We start from the raw sequence: 19,350 nt of genomic DNA, 5'->3' as shown, positions 1-19,350 counted from the left end.
CCGCGACGAAGGCGGGCCGGACGGCCGCCGGCCTGCTGGAGCAGGCCTGGCCGGACGCCCCCCATTCACCGCCGCGCAGCGCATCCCACTGCGCATCCCACTGCGACTCCCACTGGGCACTCCACTGCGCGTTCCGCTGGGCGTCCCGCTCCGTGCGCCGGCCCTGGGCCCGCTCGGCGGGCCGGTCCCGGTCACGTTCCGCCCCCCGTTCGGAAGCCCGTTCGGAAGCCCGATCGGCAGACCTCTCGGAAGCACGGTCGCGAGGGCGTTCGGGACTGTCCGCCCGGCGGTGGGAGGACAGATAGGGCCCTCGCTGCCACCACCGCGACCCCCGCCGGTGGCGGCCCCTGTCGCCCGGCTCCGCCATCGCACCCCTCAGTCAGGCTCCGCGTCCTCGTGCCGCGTACCGGTCCACCGTACGATGCCGCGCTGTCTCCGTCACCCGAAAGCCCGACCCGATCAGTGGCCGGCATGGCTTACCGTGTGGGCATGCCTAGCGTGATTATCGGCCTGGCGCTGCTTGCCTTCTGGCTCTACTGCCTCTTCGACGTGATCACGACCCCCGAACAGGACGTGCGCAATCTCCCGAAGTTCCTGTGGGTCCTCATCGTGATCCTCCTGGCGGACATCGGTGCGCTGACCTGGCTCCTCGTGGGTCGCCCCCGCCGTCAGCACGCCGTGTACGCGGCGGGAGGCGGCGGATGGGCCCATCAGAGCGGCGACGTGCCCCGCGGACCCGACGACGACCCCGAGTTCCTGCGCAGCCTCGATCGGCGCCTGCGCGACGAGGACTGACCCGCGCGAGAGCCCACACGACAGCCCGTACGAGACCCCGCGCGACCCCCCGCGCACCCCCCTCGGACCACCCACCGGGTTCCCCGCGTGGGGCCTGCGCCGCGAACGGCCCTACTTGGGCACGTCGGCGTAGGAGTGCAGTCCCGAGAAGAAGATGTTGACGCCGACCAGGTTGAACAGCAGGCAACCGAAGGCGACCAGCGAGACGATCATCGCGGCCTTGCCGCGCCACCCGGCCGTCGCCCGGGCGTGGAGATAGGCGGCGTAGACGACCCACGTGATGAACGCCCACACCTCCTTCGGGTCCCAACCCCAGTAGCGGCCCCACGCGCGGTCGGCCCACAGGGCGCCGGCGATGACGGCGAACGTCCAGATCGGGAACGAGATGACGATCGCGCGGTGCGCGACGCGCTCCAGGCTCTCCCTGCTCGGCAGCACCGAGGGACGCCCGTCCTTGCGGATCAGGTAGAGGATCGCGCACACGCCCGCGACGATGAACAGCCCGCTCGCCACGATCGCCGCCGTGACGTGGATCGCGATCCAGTACGAGTGCAGCGCGGGCATCACCGGGCCCGCCTGGACGTGCAGGAACAGCACGGCGAAGCCCAGGCCGAGCGCCGCCGTCACGGTCACGAACGCGCCGAGGAAACGGATCGGCTGCCGGATCAGCAGCGCGAGGAACGCGGTCACGGCGGCGAAGCAGATGGCCACCACGAACTCGTACATGTTGGCCCACGGCCACCGGCCGACCGCGATGCCCCGCGTGAGGATGCCGGCGAGGTTGGCGGCCCACGCGACCCAGGTGAGGACCACCCCGACCGTCCCCGCTCGGACGGCCCACGCCGCCGGCTGCGAGCCCGAATCCCGCGTCGTGTCCCCGGCCGCGTCGCCGGTCGTGTCGCCGCTGGTCGCGTCAGCGGGCACCGCCGGGCCGCCCGCGCCGACGAGCTCCCGCCGCCGCGCGGCGACGACCGTGCGGGCCCGGCCGAAGGCGAGATCCAGCGCGTAGCAGATCATCGCGGCGAGATACAGCAGAACGGTGATCAGGATCAACTGGTCGCTCAGCGTGGCGAGACTCTGGTTGACCGCTTGGGTTACCGGGGCGGGCATCACTCACTCCTCGTCCGGGCGGCCGCCCGGCGCAGCGTTTCCGGTGGGCGCGTCCGGCGCGGACGCCCCGGGCTCCCTCGTGGCGGGCTCGGTCGTGCCGGGCTTGTCCGGCTCGGAGGCCACCGGCTCGGTCGTGCCGGGCTTGTCCGGCCCGGTCGCCTCCGGCCGCTCGGCCGGGGACCCGTCGGTGCCGCCACGCAGGGCGGTGACGATCTGGGCGAACTCCTCGGCGAAGGCCGCGCCGCCGCCTTCGGTGCGGGTCAATCCTCCCACCGTGACCGTTCCGTCCTTCACCCGCACCCAGACGCGGCGACGGCGGACCGTGAGGGACAACACGAGCCCGATCACCGCGGCGGCCGCGGCCAGCAGGGCGGGCTCCCGGCCTGGGTCGTAGGTGACCTGGAGGCTGATCCACTCCTTCACGCCGGTGAACTGGATCTTCCCGGCGCCGTCGGCGAGTTCCTTGGTCTCGCCCACGTTGAGCGGGGCCGGCTGGGCCGACATCTTGCCGAGCGGCTTCAGACTCGTGGTGTCGAGCTGGTAGACCGACTGCGGCTGCCCCGACTTCAGGCCGAGGTCTCCGGCGAACGGGAAGATCTGCACGGTCGGGTTCGCGGCGCCGGGGAAGACCGACACCCAGGCGTCGCCGCTCGGCACGGTCGTGGGCAGGAAGCGCGCCAGGAACCCGAGCTGGGTCGGCTGCGCGTCCGGCACCTTGATCACGCACTCGGACGTGTACGTGGCCTGGTCGTCGGCCAGGCATGGCACCGGGCCGTCGTAGGCCACCTGGCCCTTGCCGTCGGTCACCCGGAACGCGGGCGCGTAGCCGTGCCCGATCAGGTAGGTCAGCGTGCCGTCCACGTCCAGCGGGTCGTTGACCTTGAGCTCCGCCTCGCGCGGCGCGGACGTCGGCGAGTCCTGGACGGTCAGCTTGGCGAGGTAGTCGAGCGGCTGGCCCTGCTTCTCACCCGTGGCCACGTAGCTCGCCTGGAAGTCCTTCAGCGTGAAGGAGAACGGCTCCAGCGACTCGGCGCTGACCCGGCTGCCGGGCATGAAGCGGTCGTATGCCGCCACCGCGTTGGAGAAGCCGTCGCCCTCCACGACCAGCACGTTGCCGCGGTAGCCGTACAGGCCGCCGGCGCCGACGGCGAACAGCAGCGCGAGCAGCGCGACGTGGAACAGGAGGTTGCCGGTCTCGCGGAGGTAGCCCTTCTCGGCCGCCACCCAGCCGTCGCCGGTGACCACCCGGAACCGCCTGCGTCTGAGCGTGGCGGCGGCCTGCTCCAGGGTGAGGCCGCCGTCGAGCGCCGCGCTGTGCGGCAGGCGCAGCAGATTGCGCGGCGCGGCGGGCGGGCGGCGCCGGATCTCCTTCACGTGCGCCAGCGCGCGCGGGAACACGCATCCGGCCAGCGAGACGAACAGCAGCAGGTAGATCGCCGCGAACCAGGGCGAGCTGAAGACGTCGAACAGCCAGAACCGGTCGAGCCACTTCGCCTGGGTGGGGTTGTCCTTGAAGTACTGCGCGACCCTGGCCGGGTCGACTCCCCGCTGCGGGTAGATGGAGCCCGGGACCGAGCCGAGCGCGAACAGGAACAGCAGGATCAGCGCCGTGCGCATCGAGGTGAGCGTGCGCCAGGCCCAGCGCAGCCAGCCGACGGGTCCCAGGCCGACCGGCTTCGTCCGCTCCTGTTCCTGCGTCTCCTGCTGGGCCTGCTCCTGCACCGGGGGCTCGTTCCGTACGGCGGACGCGAGGTCGTCGGGGGCGCTCATCAGATCACCGGCCTGAAGCCGCCGACCCACACCTGCAGGTGGACGATGATCTCCGACCACTGCCCGGTCACGAGCAGCAGGCCGACGGCCACGAGCATGCCGCCGCCGACCTTGGTGATCAGCGGGGTGTGGCGGCGCACCGCCTTGAACGTGTGCAGCGCCTTGCGGTAGGCCAGCCCCGCCACCACGAACGGCAGGCCGAGGCCCAGCGCGTACGCGAAGGCGAGAGCGGCGCCGCGCAGCGCGCTGCCCTGGTCCACCGAGAGCGTCATCACCACCGCCAGCGTCGGGCCGATGCACGGTGTCCAGCCCAGGCCGAAGACGACCCCGAGCAGTGGCGCCGTCGCGATCCCGGCCGCCGGGAGCCGGTGGATGCGAACGTCACGCTGAAGACCGGGGATCACGCCCACGAAGGCCAGCCCGAGGACGATCGTCACCACCCCGAGGACCCTGGTGATCACCTCGGCGTTGCCGTGCAGCGCCGCGCCGAGGCCGCCGAACAGCGCGCCTCCCAGCACGAACACGACCGCGAACCCGAGCACGAAGAGCGCGCTGCCGAGCACCATCCGGCCGCGTTTGGGGTCGCCGCTCATGCCCGTCACGTACGACAGGTAGCCGGGCACCAGCGGCAGCACGCAGGGCGAGACGAACGACACGAGCCCGGCGACCGCGGCGATCGGCGCGGCCAGCAGCAGCGATCCGGTCGCGACGGTGCTGCCGATGTCACTCATCGGTCACCTTGGTGACGGCCGAGAGCAGATCGTCGTACTTGACCGCGCCGAGCGCGCGGGCGGCGATGCGGCCCTGGGCATCGATGATCAGCGTGGAGGGGATGGCGGCGGGCGGCACCGTGCCCTGGAACTGCAGCAGCACCTTGCCGCTCTGGTCGTAGATGCTCGGGTAGCCGGGCTCGACCGAGCGGTCGTACGCCTGGGCGGAGGCCTTGAGGTCTTTGAAGTTGACCCCGAGGAACTCCACGCCCTTGGACTTCGTGGTCGCCGCGATGTCCTTGAGCACGGGCGCCTCGGCGCGGCAGGGCGCGCACCAGGAGGCCCAGAAGTTCAGCACGTGGACCTTGCCCGCCGTCAGCGTGGCCGGGCCGCCGTCGAGGGTCTGCCCCTCGACCACGGGAGCCTTGTGGCGCTGGGCGGCGGCGAAGAACTCGACGCGGCCGTCCCCCGCGATGAAGCGCGTGTCACCGGAGCGGGGCTGGGCCGCCTGGCCGCCCGCGCAGCCGGCGAGGGCCGTCGCGGCCGCGGCCGCCGCGGCGAGCGCGGTCAGACGCTTGACGGTCACGCGTGTGGCGGACGGGCGCTTGGCGGACACGGGAGGAGATTCTCCTTGTACTACAACCGGTAGAGCTGTAAGCCTACCGACCGATGTGGGTGCCCCGTTCGCCGGGTCACTCGCCGGGAACGGATCGCGGGCCGGGCGTCTCCTCGTCCTCCGACCCCGCACGCAGAGCCTCCGGGAGCACTTCGCCGGCCTTGTCGAACAGCGCGGCCTCGCCCTGTGGCTGCGTGCCGGACGCCCGGAGCAGCGACCCGGCGGGTTCGCTGTAGCCGACGCTGATGAGCCGGTCGCCCTCGAAGGTCAGGCTGGTGAGGCTGGCGAGCGCGCACTGACGGCGGCGCGGGTCGTGCCACAGCCGCCTGCCCTCGGCCGCCAGCCGGATGATCCAGATGGGCAGCTGGTGGCTGACCAGCAGGGCCTCGTGGCCGCGCGCCGCCGCCCGGGCGTCGTCCACGACGGCCTTCATCCGTGCCACGACGTCCCGGTACGGCTCGCCCCAGGACGGGCGGAACGGGTTCCTGAAGTGGCGGTAGGACCGCGGATCGCGGAAGACGTTGTCGCTGCCGGCCATCCGCAGGCCCTCGAAGACGTTGCCCGCCTCGATCAGCCGCTCGTCGGTGGCCACCTCCAGGCCGAGCGCCTTGGCGGACGGCGCCGCGGTCTCCTGGGCGCGCTCCATGGGCGAGCTCCACACCGTGACGATGTCCCTGCCCTCGACGGCCTTGGCGACCACCTCGGCCATCCGCAGGCCGGTCTCGGACAGGTGGTAGCCCGGCAGCCTGCCGTACAGGACCCCACGGGGATTGTGAACCTCACCGTGCCGGAGCAGGTGAACGATGGTCATCTCTGTCATGACCTGGACAGCCTACCCGCCGGGCAGCTCGGCGCACGCGGAGCGCAGCGCGTCGACGGCGGCGCGGATCGCGGGACGGCGGGCGGCGTCGGTCCGCCAGACCGCGTAGATCCGCCGCATCGGCGGCGGCTGGACGGCCAGGACGGCGACGCCCTCGGGCAGCGGTCCCCGGCCCAGCCGGGGAATCAGCGCGCACCCGTGGCCCTCGGCGACCAGCGCGAGCTGGGTGGGGTACTCGTCGGCCATGCAGACGATCCGCGGCTCCCGCTCCTCGGAGCGCAGCAGGAACACCAGGAAGTCGTGACACACCGTGCCGGGGGTCGAGCTGATCCAGCTGTCGCCCGCGAGGTCGCTCAGCCGCACCCGGTCGGCGCTCACCAGGGGGTGGTCGGCCGGCACGACGACGTCGGCCACGTCGTCGAGCAGCGTCGTACGCGACAGCCCCTCGGGCAGCGCCATGGGCCGGTTGAGCCAGTCCTGCAGGACGGCGAGGTCGAGGTCGCCGCGCACCAGCTCGCGGGTCTGCCGCTCCGGCTCCCTCTCGTAGACGAGCAGGTCGAGATCGGGGTGCTGCCTCTTGAGCGCGGTCAGGGCACGCGGCACGATGCCCCGGGCCGCGGTGGGGAAGGCGGCCATGTTCAGCTTGCCGACCACCTCCCCGCGCAGCGCCTCGAAGTCGGCCTCCGCCGTCTCGACGAGCGCGAGGATGCGCTCGGCGTGCTCGGCGAGCAGTCCGGCGGCGTCGGTCAGCTTCACCCCGCGCCCGTTGCGCTCGATCAGCACGGCGCCGGTCTCCCGTTCGAGCTTGGCGAGCTGCTGCGAGATCGCCGAGGGGGTGACCATCAGCGCCTCGGCCGCGGCGCCCACGGAACCGTAGACCGCGACGGCGTGCAGGGCCTTCAACCGGTTGAGGTCCAACATGTAGCCAGTCTAAACCGTTCTGCTTAGAAAAACTTGTTTGCGCTCAACTGTTTAGCGATGCGACGATATAGCCATGCGAATCTTCAACCGCCTCTTCACGAAGCCCTCCCGTTCCGAGCAGACCTCCTATCTGGAGACCCTGGCGCGGCAGGCGCGGCAGACCCGCGACCGCCGCCCCTCCTCGCGCTGATCCCCTGGTCCATGCGCCCCCGCCACCTGGCTCTCGCCGTCGCGCTCGCCGCCGTCTGGGGCTTCAACTTCGTCGTCATGCAGACGGGCCTGAAGCACTATCCGCCGCTGACGTACGCCGCCCTCCGGTTTCTGCTGGCCGCCTTCCCCGCCGTGCTGGTCGCCGGAGGGCCACGCGTGCCCTGGCGATGGGTGCTGGCCACCGGCGCGTCGCTCGGCGTCGCCCAGTACGGCCTGCTGCTGCTCGGCATGCGCGCCGGCATGCCCGCCGGGCTGACCTCTCTGGTCCTCCAGGTGCAGGCGGTCTTCACCGCGCTGTTCGCGACCGCGCTGCTGGGCGAGCGGCTCGGGCGACGCCGGATCGCCGGGACGGCGGTGGCCTTCGGCGGCCTGGGCCTGATCGCGGCCGACGTGGTCGCGAGGTCGGGGGCGATCCCCTTCGGCGCGTTCCTGCTGTGCGTCGGCGCGGCGGCCGGGTGGGGGCTCGGCAACGTCGCCACCCGCAGGGCGGCGCCGCCCGACTCCCTGCGCTTCATGGTCTGGGTGAGCGCGGTATCGGCGCCGCCCCTCCTGGCGCTGGCCCTGGCGACCGAGGGGGCGTCCTCATTGGGGTCGTTCACGGTCGAGGGCGTGGGCGCCGTGCTCTACACCGCGTTCCTGTCCACCCTGGGCGGCTTCGCCGTCTGGGGGTGGCTGCTGGCCCGCTACGACGCCTCGGTCGTCGCGCCGTACAGCCTGCTCGTGCCGGTCTTCGGCATCGCCGCCGCCGCGCTGTTCACCGGCGAGCCGATCTCCCTCCTCACGGTGGCCGCGGGCGCCCTCATCCTCGCCGGCCTCCTCTACGCCAACTCCCGCCCCCGTACGGCCCTCACAAGACCCCTCGCCCCCGCCTCCCGCTGACCTACAGTGCGGAGCGTGAGTAACGCTTTCGAGCACTGGCCGACTCCGCCTCCCCGGGGGTGGACCGCGGACGACCTCGATCATCTGCCTACCGAGGGCCCGAAGGGCGAGCCGGGCTTCTTCGAGCACGTCGAACTGCTGGATGGCGCGCTCGTCTTCATGGCGCCACAGCAGCGGTCGCACCAGCGTTCGGTCCAGGCGTTCACTGAACTTCTCGACAGCCGGGCTCCCGGTCATCTGGTGGCGGTCCATCGCATGGACGTCAAGCTGGGGGAACGGACGCGGCCCTGCCCGGATGTGATGGTCATCGACGCCGAGGCCGCGGCGGACATGAACCGTACCTATTACGAAGCACGAGAGGTCCATCTCGCGATCGAGATCGTCTCCCCGGAATCGGTGGAGCGTGATCGCAAGCTCAAGCCGCCGCGGTACGCCGAGGCGGGCATTCCGCACTTCTGGCGGGTTGAGGAGAACGACGGGCGTCCCGTCGTCTACGTGTACGAACGGGACCCCGCCACGGGTGCGTACACGCCGACCGGGATCCACCACGGGCACCTGGCAGTACAGGTGCCCTTTCCCGTCGAGGTGGATCTCGATCAGCTGGTGAAGTGAGAGCCGGAAGGCGGTGCCCTTCGGGCGGCTCAGCGGCTTTCCGCATGATCGGTGTGTAGCAGTTCGAGGAAGGCCGTGGCCGCCGGGGACGGCCGGTGGCCCCAGATCAGGTGCTCCACCCGCGTCGGAGCGTCGCGAAGACGGATCACGCGCAGGTCGGGGAAGCGCGGCGCGTACGCGGCCGGCAGCATGCCCACGCCGAGGCCCTGACGCACCAAGTCGACCATGAACTCGGCGGACGACACCTCGAAGGGCACCTCACGCCGCACTCCGGCGGCGGCGAAAGCCTCGTCCGACTGCGCTCGCCCCGCATGGCCGGCGCGGAAGTCGACGAACGGCTCGTCCGCCAGGCTCCGCAGGTCGGCCTCGCTCTCCATCAGGTGATGATCGGGCCCGACCACGGCGACCAGCTCGCCGCCGCCGAGGCGGCGGCTGCGAACGCCCTTGGGCTCCGCACGGGGCGGCAGGCCGAGGAACGCGACGTCGACGCCGCCCTGCCGGACCCGGTCGACCAGCTCTCCGCTGCCCGCCGAGCTGAGCGTGATCCGCACGCGCGGATGACGCCGGCAGTAGTCCCTCAGGGCGACCGGCAGGTTGACGGCCGTCACGGTGGGGACGGCGCCGACGGCGAGCCGCCCACGGATCTCCCCACCGGCGACCGCCACCTCGGCCCGCGCGCGGTCCGCGGCCTCCAGGCACTCCCGGGCCGCAGGCAGGAACGCCTCACCCGCCGATGTCAGGCGTACGCGGCGGCTGGTGCGCTCGAACAACCGCGTGCCCAGTTCACGCTCCAGAGCGGCGATCTGGTGGCTGAGCGCCGACTGCACCACCCGGCAACGCTCGGCCGCCCGGGTGAAGTTGCTGGTCTCCGCGACCGCGACGACATACCTCAGCTGCTGCAGCTCCACCCATCCATCGTATTCGTCGATGGATAACGATGAAAATGATGTGTTGGACTCATAGATGGTTGCTCGCGCACCCTTGAGCCCATGACCGAAACGACAATCACCGCCCCCGGTGGACGTACGCCCACGGCCTTGAGGTCATGGCTCGGCGTCTCGGCGATCACCGCCAGCCTGTTCGTCTTCCTCACGACCGAACTGATGCCCGTGGGCCTGCTGACCCCGATGAGCACGAGCCTGGGCATCTCCGTGGGCGCCGCCGGGCTGATGGTCACCCTGTACGGGGTCTCGGCCGGGCTCGGCGTGCCCTTCATCGTGGCGTGGACCAGGCGGGTCGACCGGCGCGTCCTGCTGTCCACGCTCCTGGCGACGTTGACCCTGGGCAACGTGATCACCTCCGTCTCGCCGGACTATCCGCTGATCCTGACGACGCGGCTCGTCATGGGATTCGCGAGCGGGGTGTTCTGGGCCATCGGCGTGAGCATGGCGATGCGCCTTGTGGCGCAACGCCACGCGAGCAGGGCGGCCGCCATCGTGATGTCCGGCATCTCGGTCGCCGCGGTCGTGGGCATACCGCTGGGGACGGTCCTGGAGAGCCTCGACGGCTGGCGGACCACGTTCCTCATCTGGGCCGGCCTCAGCGCGCTGGTGTTCGTCGCGGTCGTCGCCGTCATCCCGTCGCTGCCGTCGACGAACGCCGTCTCGGTTCGGGAGGTCTTCGGGCTCCCGCTGCGGAACGCGCGGCTGCGTCTGGTGCTGATCGCCGTCGTGCTCTTCGTGCTCGGTCATTTCGGCGCGTACACGTACGTGCGCCCCTACCTGGAGCAGAGCGCGGCTGCCACGCCCTTGTTCGTCACGCTGGTGCTGATGCTCTACGGCGCCGGAGGCGCGGCCGGGAACTTCGCCGCCGGATTCACGGTGACCAGGAATCCGCGGGGCGGCTTCATCGCCGGCTGCGCCGGGCTCGTGGCGTCCTTGCTGCTGCTGCTGCTCACGATCGGTCACGGGCCGGGCGGCTCGATCGTCACGCTGATCGTCTGGGGAGTCTCCTTCGGCGTCGTCCAGCTCTCCCAGATCACCATGACCCAGGCGGCCGCGCCCGGCACCTTCGAAGCCGCGATGTCGCTCAACACCATGGCCTACAACACGTCCATCGCGCTCGGGGCGCTCTTCGGCGGGCTGTTCGTCGACCACCTGGGCGTCACGAGCGTCGTCTGGTACGGCCTGGCGCTGACGGCGGCTTCGCTGCTCCTCGTGCTCGGCACCCGCCCGAAGCCGGCGCGTGCAGAGCACGAGGGTGAGGTGACTCAGACGCCGGCGGCCTGAGCGGCGGCCTTGGCGGCCAGGGGCAGGGCCTCGGCCACCTGCGTGAGCGCCGCGTCGTCGTGGGCGGCCGACAGGAACCACGCCTCGTACGCCGACGGAGGCAGATAGACGCCCTGGTCGAGCATGCTGTGGAAGAACGCGCGGTACGCGTCGGCGTTCTGGGTGCGCGCGGAGTCGAAGTCGGTGACCGGGGTGTCGGTGAAGAAGATCGAGAAAAGGTTGCCGGCCCGCTGGAGGCGGTGCGGGACCCCGGCGGCGGCCAGCGCGTCGGATGCGGCCCGGCCGATGACCAGGGCGGACGCGTCGATACGGTCGTAAGCGTCGTCGTCGCAGGCGCGCAGCGTGGCCAGCCCGGCCGCGCAGGCGAGCGGGTTGCCCGACAGCGTTCCGGCCTGGTAGACGGGCCCCTCGGGGGCGAGCGCGGCCATGACCTCCGCCCGGCCGCCGAACGCGGCGGCGGGCAGCCCGCCGCCCATGACCTTGCCGAACGTCATGAGGTCGGCCTCGACGGGGTCGATGCCGTACCAGCCGGAGGCGGATACGCGGAACCCGGTCAGCACCTCGTCGATGATCAGCAGCGCGCCGTGCTCGGTGCACAGCTCGCGCAGGCGCCGGTTGAAACCGTCGGCGGGCGGCACCACGCCCATGTTGGCCGGGCACGCCTCGGTGATCACGCAGGCGATCTCGAAGCTGCGGAACGCCTCCTCGACCGCCTCCACCGAGTTGTACGGCAGGACGATCGTGTCGGCGGCCGAGGCGCCGGTGACGCCGGGGGTGTCGGGCAGGCCGAAGGTGACCACCCCGGACCCGGCCGAGGCCAGCAGCGCGTCCACGTGCCCGTGGTAGCAGCCGGCGAACTTCACGACCTTCGCCCGCCCGGTGAACCCGCGGGCCAGCCGTACGGCGGACATGGTGGCCTCGGTGCCGGAGCTGACCAGGCGGACCTTCTCGACGGGGGCCACCCGGGAGACGATCTCCTCGGCGAGCAGGACCTCCCCCTCGGTCGCGGTGCCGAACGAGAAGCCGTGTGCGACGGCCTCCTCCAGCGCCTCCACGACGGCGGGGTGACGGTGGCCGAGGATCATCGGGCCCCAGGAGCACACCAGGTCGACGTAGCGGTTGCCGTCCACGTCGGTGATGTACGGGCCCTCGCCGGAGGCCATGAAGCGGGGCGTGCCGCCCACGGCGCCGAAGGCGCGCACCGGCGAGTTGACGCCGCCGGGAACGATCCGGCGGGCGCGGTCGAACAGGTCCTCGGAGGTCTGCGTGCGAGTCACGCCCTCCAGATTACGGGCCCACCCCTGCGGGGCCTGTATCGGGAACGGGGAGCGTCTCGTGATCTTTTGCCGTAGCGAGGATCGGCCAGATGGATGCATCGCAAGGCCGAGGAGGAGCCCATAGCGGAGCTATGGGCGACGACGAGAACGCGGCGAGGCGCCATCTGGGCGACCGCAGTAGGCGAGAAAGATCACGAGACGCGACCTACTCGCAGAAGTCGGCGAGCAGGTCGAGCACGCGCAGCGGGTCGGGCAGGGGACGGCCGTCGGGAGGCCTGATCCAGCTCACGACGCCGCCCAAGGGCGTGGTGGACGGCGGCGCGAGCACGTAGCTGTCCCGGCAGTGCCAGCGCAGCCCCGGCGTGCTGTCGATCGTCTCGGGTCCCGCGTCCAGGCTGCAGGACCACCACTCGTCCTCGTCCTCGGGCGCCCCACGCGTGGCCACGAAAAAAAGCACCCGGTCGCCGTTCTCGGCGACCGGGCCCGTGTCGAAGCCTGCGGCGTCCATCGCGGCCAGGGCGGGACGGCCCGCCGAGGCCGGTACGTCGAACACGTCGAACACCCTGCCGGTGGGCAGGATCACGTTCGCGTCCGGATCCTGCTTCCACCACCGCGTGAGCAGCGCGGTGTCCGTCGTGGCCTGCATCTGCCACGCGGGCGACAGCGGGTGCATCCCGGGGTCGGGACAGCCGACCCGGTCACAGGAGCACGCCCTGCCCCCCTCGCTCAGCGGATGCGCGCCCATACAGCTCGCCCAGCCCAGTTGCGCGTATTCGAGCACCGACGTCAGCTTCCGCGGTGCGTGATGCGCACGTCGTTTCGCACGTCGGGCCAGCGGTACCCCCACCATGGCGCTCCTCCCCACAAGCGTCCCCGCCGCCCTCCTGCGGATACGCAAGATGCACGCGGTACGTACCTGATAATGCCTTCTGGCCGGTCGCGGCGCGGCAGGACCCCCCTGATGAGGTGTCAGGATAGTCCGCGGGCGACCTCGGTGGCCCAGTAGGTGAGGATCATGTCGGCTCCGGCGCGGCGGATCGCGATCAGCGATTCCATGATCACCCGCTCCCGGTCGATCCAGCCGTTGGCCGCGGCCGCCTCGACCATCGCGTACTCGCCGCTGACCTGGTAGGCCGCGACCGGCACCTCCACGGTGTCGCGCACCTGCCGCAGGATGTCCAGATACGCCAGGGCCGGCTTGACCATGACGGCGTCCGCGCCCTCGGCCAGGTCGAGGCGCACCTCGCGCAGCGCCTCGCCGATCGGGCCGGCCGGGTCCTGCTGGTAGGCGCTGCGGTCGCCGAACTGCGGCGCGCACTCCGCGGCGTCGCGAAACGGCCCGTAGAACCCGGAGGCGTACTTGGCGGCGTACGCCAGGATCGGGACCTCGGCGAAGCCCTCGGCGTCGAGTGCCGCGCGGATGGCGCCGACCTGGCCGTCCATCATGCCGCTCGGCGCGATCATCCTGCTGCCGGCGGCCGCCTGCGCGACCGCGGCCGACGCGTACCGCTCCAGCGTCGCGTCGTTGTCCACCTCGCCGTCGGCCGTCAGCAGGCCGCAGTGGCCGTGATCGGTGTACTCGTCCAGGCAGGTGTCGGTCATCAGCACGAGCGCGTCGCCCAGGTCGGAGGCGAGGTCGCGCAGCGCCACCTGGACGATGCCGCCGGGGTCGTCGGCGCCGGAGCCCCGGGCGTCCTTGTGCGCCGGAATCCCGAACAGCATGATCCCGCCCACGCCGGCCTCGGCCGCCTCGTGGGCCGCCTTGCGCAGCGACTCTCGGGTGTGCTGGACGACCCCGGGCATGGAGCCCACCGGCTGCGGCTCGGCGATGCCCTCCTTGACGAACATCGGCAGGATGAGCTCGGCCGGGTGCAGCCGCGTCCCCGCGACCATCCGGCGCATCGCGGCGGTACGACGCAGCCGCCGGGGCCGCGCCACCGGGTATTGGGCGTTCACAGTGATCTCTCCGCTCTGGATCGCGCAGGCCCGCCGGGTGTGCGTTCCCGGCGGGCCGTACGCGAGTCGGTTCATTTCACGCGGCGCCGTGCGCCCCTGCGCATCTGGGACGGCCGGCGGGGCACCTCGCCCGCCGAGACCGCGGCGTGCCGCATCTTGGCACCGTAGTCCGCCAGCGCGGCCGCGAGGGCCGAAGCGGACGGATTGTCGGCCATCACGTCGACCCGCAGCCCGAACTCCTCGGCCGTCTTGGCCGTCTGCGGCCCGATGACCGCGATCACCGTGACGTTGTGCGGCTTGCCGGCGATGCCGACGAGGTTCCGCACGGTCGAGGACGAGGTGAACAGCACGGCGTCGAACCCGCCGCCCTTGATCGCCTCGCGGATCGGGGCCGGCGGCGGCGCGGCGCGCACGGTCCGGTAGGCCGTCACGTCGTCGCACTCCCAGCCGAGCTGGGTCAGGCCCGCCACCAGCGTCTCGGTCGCGATGTCGGCCCGCGGCAGCAGCACGCGGTTGATCGGGTCGAGCATCGAGTCGTACGGCGGCCACTCGGCCAGCAGGCCCTCGGACGACTGCTCGCCCGTCGGCATGAGGTCGGGCTTCACGCCGAACTCCACCAGCGCCCGCGAGGTGGCCTCGCCCACGGCGGCGACCTTGAGGCCGGCGAAGGCCCGGGCGTCCAGGCCGTACTCCTCGAACTTCTCGCGCACCGCCTTGACCGCGTTGGCGCTGGTGAAGGCGACCCACTCGTAGCGGCCGGTCACCAGGCCCTTGATGGCGCGGTCCATCTGCTGCGGCGTGCGCGGCGGCTCGACGGAGATCGTCGGCACCTCCTCGGGCACCGCGCCGTACGAGCGCAGTTGCTCCGACAGGCCCTTGGACTGCTCCTTGGTGCGCGGCACGAGGACCCGCCAGCCGAACAGCGACTTGGTCTCGAACCAGGACAGGCGCTCGCGCATGCCGACCGCGTCGCCGACCACGATCAGCGCGGGCTCGGTCATCCCGGCGTGCTTGAGGTCGGGACCGAGCCGTCCGAGCGTGGAGACCACGGTGTACTGCTCGGTGGTCGTGCCGTCGCTGGTCACCGCCACCGGCGTCGAGTCGGGCTTGCCCGCGGCGATCAGCGCCTTGCCGATCGGGACCGCGTCCGCGACGCCGTTGTAGATCACCAGCGTGCCCTCGCACGCGGCGTGCTTCGCCCAGTCGTCCACCTGCGCGGCGTCGACGATGCGGAATTCCGGCGCCGACGCCGCCGGCGGAATGCCGGCGTAGGTCAGCACGGCCGTGGCGGGCGGCACGCCCGGCACGATCTCGAAGTCCACGTCCGCCTTGGCGCAGGCGGCCACCTCGTCGGTGACCGAGGAGAAGAAGGACGGGTCGCCGGAGCACAGCCGAACGACCGTACGGCCCGCCTTGGCGGCCTGGATGGTCTTCAGCGACACCGAGTTCTCCGCCGCGTCGGCGGAGATGTCGACGACCTCGACGTCCTCCCGGCAATGGCGCAGCAGCGAGCCGTACGCCTGCCGGTCGAGCACGACGACGTCCGCCCTGCCCAGCAGGTCGGCGCCGCGCAACGTGAGCAGGTTCTCGTCACCGGGGCCGGCGCCGACGAAGGCGACGAACCCGGACCGGGTCTGAGTGCTGTGATTCGCGGGGCTCAACGGGCCTGCTCCCCCATCAACGTGTCGGCCCCCTCGGCGATCATGGCGGCCGCGAGATCGCGGCCCATCTCCACGGCCGTCGGAGTGGGTCCGGAGGTGGACTTGCGCACCGACCGTTCGCCGTCGACGGCGACGACGGTGGCGGTCAGATTGAGAATGTGCCCGTCACCGGAGGCGAAAGCACCTACCGGGGCCGCGCAACCGGCCTCGAGGGCGGCGAGCACCGAGCGCTCGGCGTCCACCGCGGCCCGCGTCAGCGGGTCGTCGACGGCGCTCAGCAGCTCGATGAGGTCGTCGCGGTCGGACAGGCACTCGACGGCGAGGGCGCCCTGCCCGGGAGCGGGCAGCATCTCGTCGACCTCGAACACCTGGGCGATCTCCCCGTCGCGGCGGATCCTGGCCAGCCCTGCGGCGGCCAGCACGACGGCGTCGAGCTCGCCCGACGTCACCTTGCCGATGCGGGTCTCCGCGTTGCCCCTGATGGGGACGTACTCCAGATCCGGCCGGAGCAGCCGCAGCTGGGCCACCCGGCGCGGCGAGCCGGTGCCGATGCGGGCCCCGGCGGGCAGGTCGTGCAGCTTGACCGGGCCGACGAGCGCGTCGCGCGGGTCGTCCCGCCGCGTGATCGCCGCCATCGCGATCCGCTCGTCCGGCTTGGTCGGCAGGTCCTTCAGCGAGTGGACCGCGAAGTCGACCTCGCCCGCGAGCAGCCTGCCGCGCAGGTCGTTCACGAACACGCCGGTGCCGCCGAGCTGGGTCAGGTGGGCCCGGGACACGTCGCCGAACGTGGTGACGCCGACGAGCTCCACCTCCCGGCCGGTCAGCGCGGTCAGCCGGTCGGCGACGATCTGCGACTGCGAGGTCGCCATCAGGCTCTTGCGGGTGCCGAGCCGCAGGGGGACGGTCACTGTTCCACCTCCAGGCTCGCGACGGCGTCGGGCGTCTTCGGGTCGAGGCCGAACAGCTCGCGCAGCGCCTCCGCGTACTGGTCGCCGCCCGGTGAGGCGGCCAGCCGCTTGACCCGTACGGTCGGTTCGTGGAGCAGCTTGTCCACGACCCGCCGCACAGTCTGGGTGATCTCGTCGCGCATCCGCCCGTCGATGTCCGGCAGGCGGGACAGCAGCCGGCCCATCTCGGCCTCGACGACCCCGGCGGCCTTGCTGCGCAGGGCGACGACCGTCGGGGTGACGACCGCGGCGCGCGCCGCGTCGAGGTAGGCGGTGACCTCCTCGGCCACGATGCGCCTGACCTCGCAGATCGCCTCGGCCCGGCCGCCGTCTGAGACGTCGCCCACGCCGTCCTGCTGCATCGACTCCAGGTCGACCAGCGTCACGCCGGGCAGGGCCCGTACGCCGGGGTCCACGTCGTGCGGCAGCGCGAGGTCGAGGAGGAACAACGGACGCGCGCGGTCACCGATCATCTCGGGTGTGATCGTGCGGGTCCCGGCGCCGACGCAGGAGATGACCAGGTCGGCCTCGGCCAGCTCGGCGGGGACGTCGGATAGGTCCGCGGCCCGGCCGCCGACCGTCTCGGCGAGCCGTTCCGCGCGATCGAGGGTGCGGTTGGCGATGACGATGTCGGTCACGCCCGCGCGGGACAGCGTCGCGGCGGACAGCGCGCTCATCGAGCCCGCGCCCACGACCAGGGCGCGCCGGCCGGTGACCGGGCCGAGCACCCGCTCGGCGAGCGTCAGCCCCACCCCGACCAGGGACGCGCCGGCCCGGTCGATGCCGGTGTCGGCGTGCGCGCGCTTGCCCACGCGCAGCGCGTGCTGGGCCAGCTCGTTGAGCGTGGTCCCGGCCGTGCCCTCCTCCTGCGCCAGGCGCAGCGCGCCGCGGATCTGGCCGAGGATCTGCCCCTCGCCGATCACCATGGAGTCGAGCCCGCAGGCGACGGCGAACAGGTGCTGGACCGCGCGGTCCTCGTAGTGCACGTACAGGTGCCGCGCGAGCGTCTCCTGCGGGAGGCCCGAGTGCGCGGCGAGCATGTTCGTCACCGCGGTGACGCCGCCGTGGAAACGGTCGACGACGGCGTAGACCTCGACGCGGTTGCACGTCGAGACGACCAGCGCCTCGGACACGTTCTCGTCCGCCTGCACGTCGTGCAGCAGCTTGACGAGCGCGTCCCCGCTGACCGTGACACGTTCGAGCAGCGCGACCGGTGTCGTCCGGTGGCTCAGGCCGACGACGAGGACGCTCATGAGCTCGCTCCGATCGATGGCTCACTCACATGACCACCCCGTCCGGCCACTCCTCGGCCATGATGGGCCCTCCATTAGCCTTGCGCTGCTCGTGGAACGCAAGTATCTGCAGTTCGATGGATAAATCGACTTTACGGACGTCCACGCCGTCAGGCACAGCCAGGACGACAGGGGCGAAGTTCAAAATACTGGTGACGCCGGCCGCGATGACACGGTCGCAAACCTGCTGCGCCGCCGTGGCGGGGGTGGCGATCACCACGATCGACACCCCGCGCTTGCGGATCACCGATTCCAGCTCGTCCGTGTGCTCGACCACGAGACCGGCGATCCGGTCGCCCACGACGTGCGGATCCGCGTCGAGCAGGCCGGCGATCCGGAACCCGCGGGAGGCGAACCCGCCGTAGTTGGCCAGCGCCCGGCCGAGGTTTCCCACGCCCACGATGGCCACCGCCCAGTCCTGAGTGAGACCAAGCTCACGCGAAATCTGGTAGATGAGGTACTGCACGTCGTAGCCCACGCCCCGGGTGCCGTACGACCCGAGGTGGGACAGGTCCTTGCGGAGCTTGGCGGAGTTCACCCCGGCGGCGAGCGCCAGGTCCTCCGAGCTCACCGTCGCCGTGCCGCGCTCGGCCATCCCGTTGAGCGCGCGCAGGTAGAGCGGCAACCTCGCCACCGTGGCGTCGGGAATGCCGCGGTCGCGGGCCTGCGGGATACGGCGGATCACTTGCCGGGGCTCCAGGGGGACGGTCGGCCGGTTACGCCCCCGGCCGCACAGCGGATGCGACGGATGAATACCAGGTTAGTGCCTTTGTGAAGCGATGCACAAAGTGATCGTGCGCTGCTTCCCACGCATCCAAGGGTCGCAGGAGGGGACGCCGGTCTCCATTCCGGGCCACGAGGATCGCAATAATCGAGAGCATGGCTCCTCGAGATCACCGGATCACGCTGCTCGGCAAGCCCGGCTGCCATCTGTGCGACGACGCCCGCGCGGTGATCGAGCGCGTGGCGGCGGAGCTGGGCGTTCCCTGGGAGGAACGCGACATCACCGCCTCTCCCGAGGATCAGGCGGAGTACTGGGAGATGATCCCCGTCGTGCTGATCGACGGCGTGCAGCACGACTACTGGCGGGTGAACGAGAACCGGCTCCGCGAGGCCCTCAGCCGCTGACCCACCCGGGAGGGGTCAGAGAATCTGGCGGGTGGGGAGGGGGACCACCTTGGCGGCGTTGACGCTGAGCTCGATGACGTTGGCCGCCAGCACGTACCTAACCCGCTCGGTCGCGAACCGCTCCATGTGCGGCTGGCGCTGGTGCTCGCCGTAGCCGACCTCGTCCCGGTAGAGCTCGTAGACGATGCGCTGGAGCGGCGCCGACTTGACGCCGTGGCAGACGAACAGCAGCGTGTCGGGTTCGTTGCGCTGGACGGCCTCCACCGTCTCCTCGGCCAGCTTGTCGAACGCCTCGCCCGAGCCGTCGAGCAGCGTGAAGACGGTCAGCAGGCCGTAGATGCCGGGAGCCGGCTTCACCGAGCCCCCCTGTCCGGCCGGCCGGCCCCCCCCCCGGGCCCCCCCCACCGAAGAGCCCCAC

Annotated in this window: 19 protein-coding genes and 1 pseudogene; 5 read left to right on the top strand and 15 right to left on the bottom strand. The window is 71.7% G+C overall.

The window, feature by feature from the left end:
• Nucleotides 1-489: 489 nt before the first annotated feature.
• Nucleotides 490-795 (top strand): PLD nuclease N-terminal domain-containing protein, encoded by a 306-nt coding sequence (locus AB0J39_RS27995; protein WP_363469726.1) that lies wholly within the window; start codon nt 490-492, stop codon nt 793-795.
• A gap of 111 nt (nt 796-906) precedes the next feature.
• Here the strand turns inward: AB0J39_RS27995 and ccsB are convergent, their stop codons facing one another.
• From ccsB to AB0J39_RS27965, 6 genes and pseudogenes are all read right to left on the bottom strand, one after another.
• A complete protein-coding gene (gene ccsB / locus AB0J39_RS27990) occupies nt 907-1,905 on the bottom strand; it encodes a c-type cytochrome biogenesis protein CcsB (protein ID WP_363469724.1) in 999 nt (332 codons plus the stop codon).
• A 3-nt stretch (nt 1,906-1,908) separates the two neighbouring features.
• Complete coding sequence (locus AB0J39_RS27985) at nt 1,909-3,675, bottom strand: cytochrome c biogenesis protein ResB (protein ID WP_363469722.1); 1,767 nt, start codon at nt 3,673-3,675, stop codon at nt 1,909-1,911.
• Entirely contained in the window at nt 3,675-4,406 is a 732-nt protein-coding gene (locus AB0J39_RS27980) for a cytochrome c biogenesis protein CcdA (RefSeq protein ID WP_363469720.1), read from the bottom strand. The genes AB0J39_RS27985 and AB0J39_RS27980 overlap by 1 nt, the downstream gene beginning before the upstream one ends.
• Nucleotides 4,399-4,971 (bottom strand): TlpA disulfide reductase family protein, encoded by a 573-nt coding sequence (locus AB0J39_RS27975; protein ID WP_363469730.1) that lies wholly within the window; start codon nt 4,969-4,971, stop codon nt 4,399-4,401. The genes AB0J39_RS27980 and AB0J39_RS27975 overlap by 8 nt, the downstream gene beginning before the upstream one ends.
• A gap of 244 nt (nt 4,972-5,215) precedes the next feature.
• Nucleotides 5,216-5,821, bottom strand: a pseudogene (locus AB0J39_RS27970) (histidine phosphatase family protein); the annotation flags it as partial.
• A gap of 12 nt (nt 5,822-5,833) precedes the next feature.
• Nucleotides 5,834-6,742 carry a LysR family transcriptional regulator gene (locus AB0J39_RS27965; RefSeq protein ID WP_363469718.1) on the bottom strand — a complete coding sequence of 303 codons (909 nt, stop codon included), beginning with the start codon at nt 6,740-6,742 and terminating at the stop codon, nt 5,834-5,836.
• A 201-nt stretch (nt 6,743-6,943) separates the two neighbouring features.
• Here AB0J39_RS27965 and AB0J39_RS27960 point away from each other — a divergent pair, with 201 nt between their 5' ends.
• Nucleotides 6,944-7,831: an EamA family transporter gene (locus AB0J39_RS27960; RefSeq protein WP_363469716.1), complete on the top strand. Its 888-nt coding sequence runs from the start codon at nt 6,944-6,946 to the stop codon at nt 7,829-7,831.
• A gap of 15 nt (nt 7,832-7,846) precedes the next feature.
• Entirely contained in the window at nt 7,847-8,443 is a 597-nt protein-coding gene (locus AB0J39_RS27955) for a Uma2 family endonuclease (protein ID WP_363469714.1), read from the top strand.
• A gap of 29 nt (nt 8,444-8,472) precedes the next feature.
• Here AB0J39_RS27955 and AB0J39_RS27950 read toward each other — a convergent pair whose 3' ends face one another.
• Nucleotides 8,473-9,351 (bottom strand): LysR family transcriptional regulator, encoded by an 879-nt coding sequence (locus tag AB0J39_RS27950; RefSeq protein WP_363469712.1) that lies wholly within the window; start codon nt 9,349-9,351, stop codon nt 8,473-8,475.
• Between the two features lie 81 nt (nt 9,352-9,432).
• Between AB0J39_RS27950 and AB0J39_RS27945 the strand changes: the two genes are divergently transcribed.
• A complete protein-coding gene (locus AB0J39_RS27945; RefSeq protein WP_363469710.1) occupies nt 9,433-10,671 on the top strand; it encodes an MFS transporter in 1,239 nt (412 codons plus the stop codon).
• Here AB0J39_RS27945 and hemL read toward each other — a convergent pair.
• The 7 genes from hemL to AB0J39_RS27910 all read right to left on the bottom strand — a co-directional run bounded on the left by hemL (nt 10,653) and on the right by AB0J39_RS27910 (nt 18,489).
• The gene (gene hemL / locus AB0J39_RS27940; RefSeq protein ID WP_363469708.1) at nt 10,653-11,948 is read right to left on the bottom strand and encodes a glutamate-1-semialdehyde 2,1-aminomutase; all 1,296 of its coding nucleotides are present in this window, start codon (nt 11,946-11,948) and stop codon (nt 10,653-10,655) included. The two genes, AB0J39_RS27945 and hemL, sit on opposite strands and share 19 nt — an antisense overlap.
• A 205-nt stretch (nt 11,949-12,153) precedes the next feature.
• Nucleotides 12,154-12,798, bottom strand: coding sequence for a bifunctional DNA primase/polymerase (locus tag AB0J39_RS27935; protein WP_363469706.1), 645 nt, complete (start codon nt 12,796-12,798; stop codon nt 12,154-12,156).
• Nucleotides 12,799-12,917: 119 nt separating this feature from the next.
• Nucleotides 12,918-13,904, bottom strand: coding sequence for a porphobilinogen synthase (hemB, locus tag AB0J39_RS27930; RefSeq protein WP_363469728.1), 987 nt, complete (start codon nt 13,902-13,904; stop codon nt 12,918-12,920).
• Between the two features lie 71 nt (nt 13,905-13,975).
• Nucleotides 13,976-15,565 (bottom strand): uroporphyrinogen-III synthase, encoded by a 1,590-nt coding sequence (locus AB0J39_RS27925; RefSeq protein ID WP_363469704.1) that lies wholly within the window; start codon nt 15,563-15,565, stop codon nt 13,976-13,978.
• Nucleotides 15,562-16,473, bottom strand: a complete 912-nt coding sequence (gene hemC, locus AB0J39_RS27920; RefSeq protein ID WP_363469702.1) for a hydroxymethylbilane synthase — start codon at nt 16,471-16,473, stop codon at nt 15,562-15,564. The genes AB0J39_RS27925 and hemC overlap by 4 nt, the downstream gene beginning before the upstream one ends.
• Nucleotides 16,470-17,765: a glutamyl-tRNA reductase gene (locus AB0J39_RS27915; protein WP_363469700.1), complete on the bottom strand. Its 1,296-nt coding sequence runs from the start codon at nt 17,763-17,765 to the stop codon at nt 16,470-16,472. The genes hemC and AB0J39_RS27915 overlap by 4 nt, the downstream gene beginning before the upstream one ends.
• Before the next feature lie 25 nt (nt 17,766-17,790).
• On the bottom strand, nt 17,791-18,489 hold the full coding sequence (locus AB0J39_RS27910) for a redox-sensing transcriptional repressor Rex (RefSeq protein ID WP_346225068.1): 699 nt from the start codon (nt 18,487-18,489) through the stop codon (nt 17,791-17,793).
• A 194-nt stretch (nt 18,490-18,683) separates the two neighbouring features.
• Between AB0J39_RS27910 and AB0J39_RS27905 the strand changes: the two genes are divergently transcribed.
• Nucleotides 18,684-18,932 carry a glutaredoxin family protein gene (locus AB0J39_RS27905; protein ID WP_363469698.1) on the top strand — a complete coding sequence of 83 codons (249 nt, stop codon included), beginning with the start codon at nt 18,684-18,686 and terminating at the stop codon, nt 18,930-18,932.
• Nucleotides 18,933-18,947: 15 nt separating this feature from the next.
• Here AB0J39_RS27905 and AB0J39_RS27900 read toward each other — a convergent pair whose 3' ends face one another.
• The gene (locus tag AB0J39_RS27900; RefSeq protein ID WP_363469697.1) at nt 18,948-19,289 is read right to left on the bottom strand and encodes an antibiotic biosynthesis monooxygenase; all 342 of its coding nucleotides are present in this window, start codon (nt 19,287-19,289) and stop codon (nt 18,948-18,950) included.
• Between the last annotated feature and the right edge of the window lie 61 nt (nt 19,290-19,350).

This window comes from Microbispora sp. NPDC049633 (assembly GCF_040675265.1).
Classification (GTDB): Bacteria; Actinomycetota; Actinomycetes; order Streptosporangiales; family Streptosporangiaceae; genus Microbispora; species Microbispora maris.
This window is presented reverse-complemented; position numbering and strand designations above follow the sequence as displayed.

What these genes read in the sequence shown, in the direction of transcription:
- AB0J39_RS27995 (WP_363469726.1), top strand. Translation starts at nt 490, where the DNA reads ATGCCTAGCGTGATTATCGGCCTGGCGCTGCTTGCCTTCTGGCTCTAC.
- ccsB (WP_363469724.1), bottom strand. Translation starts at nt 1,905, where the DNA reads ATGCCCGCCCCGGTAACCCAAGCGGTCAACCAGAGTCTCGCCACGCTG.
- AB0J39_RS27985 (WP_363469722.1), bottom strand. Translation starts at nt 3,675, where the DNA reads ATGAGCGCCCCCGACGACCTCGCGTCCGCCGTACGGAACGAGCCCCCG.
- AB0J39_RS27980 (WP_363469720.1), bottom strand. Translation starts at nt 4,406, where the DNA reads ATGAGTGACATCGGCAGCACCGTCGCGACCGGATCGCTGCTGCTGGCC.
- AB0J39_RS27965 (WP_363469718.1), bottom strand. Translation starts at nt 6,742, where the DNA reads ATGTTGGACCTCAACCGGTTGAAGGCCCTGCACGCCGTCGCGGTCTAC.
- AB0J39_RS27960 (WP_363469716.1), top strand. Translation starts at nt 6,944, where the DNA reads ATGCGCCCCCGCCACCTGGCTCTCGCCGTCGCGCTCGCCGCCGTCTGG.
- AB0J39_RS27945 (WP_363469710.1), top strand. Translation starts at nt 9,433, where the DNA reads ATGACCGAAACGACAATCACCGCCCCCGGTGGACGTACGCCCACGGCC.
- AB0J39_RS27935 (WP_363469706.1), bottom strand. Translation starts at nt 12,798, where the DNA reads ATGGTGGGGGTACCGCTGGCCCGACGTGCGAAACGACGTGCGCATCAC.
- AB0J39_RS27915 (WP_363469700.1), bottom strand. Translation starts at nt 17,765, where the DNA reads ATGAGCGTCCTCGTCGTCGGCCTGAGCCACCGGACGACACCGGTCGCG.
- AB0J39_RS27905 (WP_363469698.1), top strand. Translation starts at nt 18,684, where the DNA reads ATGGCTCCTCGAGATCACCGGATCACGCTGCTCGGCAAGCCCGGCTGC.